2 protein-coding genes are annotated in these 943 nt (G+C 65.5%); both read right to left on the bottom strand.

Annotated elements, in window-relative coordinates; genetic code table 11:
* A partial coding sequence (locus JCM21793_RS23165; RefSeq protein WP_025031883.1) for an N-formylglutamate amidohydrolase occupies positions 1-286 on the bottom strand: 286 nt, incomplete at its 3' end.
* On the bottom strand, positions 286-943 hold a 658-nt coding region (locus JCM21793_RS23160; RefSeq protein WP_025031882.1), incomplete at its 5' end, for an aromatic amino acid lyase. The genes JCM21793_RS23160 and JCM21793_RS23165, both read right to left, overlap by 1 nt.

Here is a 943-nt window from a genome sequence, read left to right as displayed (position 1 = left end):
CGAAGGTGCTGAGCGGAACCAGTCCGGTCGTGGTCTGGCCGGGATAGAGCGACTGGCCGGACGGATCGCGGTTGGCGTCGATCACGTATCGGTGGAAGGTCGCCCGGACCGTGGTAGCGCCCTCGATCAGGCCGTTATAGAGCCTGTCGATATGCCAGTCCGTATCGCGCAACAGTCGGCCTTCGGCATTGAGATTGGCCCAAATATCGTCCGGAACATAGGTGCCGGTGTGGGGCAGGACGAGGACGAGGGGGCTGTCGCCACGCTTGACGAGAACCGGATCCATCAAAAGACCTCCGGTAAGAGAGCGTAGACCGGAGCTGCAAGCGCGCCGGAATGCACCAGGCCGGCGGCCGCCACGAGATCCGGAGCCATGTAGCGATCGTCGACGACGGCAGGGACATCCGCGCGAAAACGGGCGATGGCGGTGGAGAGGGGAGTCGACGTTACGAGCGGCAGGCGCAGTTCGACGCCTTGCGCCCCGGTCAGCGCCTCGATGCCGATAATGTGGAACAGGTTCTCGGTCATCTGCAGCAGCCGGCGCGCACCGTGGCAGGCCATCGAGACATGGTCTTCCTGGTTGGCCGAAGTCGGCGTCGAATCCACCGATGCCGGATGCGAGAGCTGCTTGTTCTCGCTCATCAGCGCCGCGGAGGTAACTTCGGCGATCATCAGGCCGGAGTTGAGGCCCGGCTTGGGCGACAGAAACGCAGGAAGCCCGAAGCTCAGTGCCGGATCGACGAGCATGGCGATGCGGCGCTGCGCGATGGAGCCGATCTCGGCGACGGCGAGCGCGATCACGTCGGCGGCGAAGGCCACCGGTTCGGCGTGGAAATTGCCGCCGGAGACGACCTCGCCGTCCGACAGCACCAACGGGTTGTCGGTGGCCGCATTGGCCTCGATCTCCAGCGTAGCGGCGGCCTGGCGCAGGAGTCGAGACAGG

It is taken from the genome of Nitratireductor aquibiodomus NL21 = JCM 21793 (assembly GCF_000615975.1).
GTDB lineage: Bacteria > Pseudomonadota > Alphaproteobacteria > Rhizobiales > Rhizobiaceae > Nitratireductor > Nitratireductor aquibiodomus.
The sequence above is the reverse complement of the archived record's forward strand: the minus strand, read 5'-3'. Positions and strand labels throughout refer to the sequence as shown.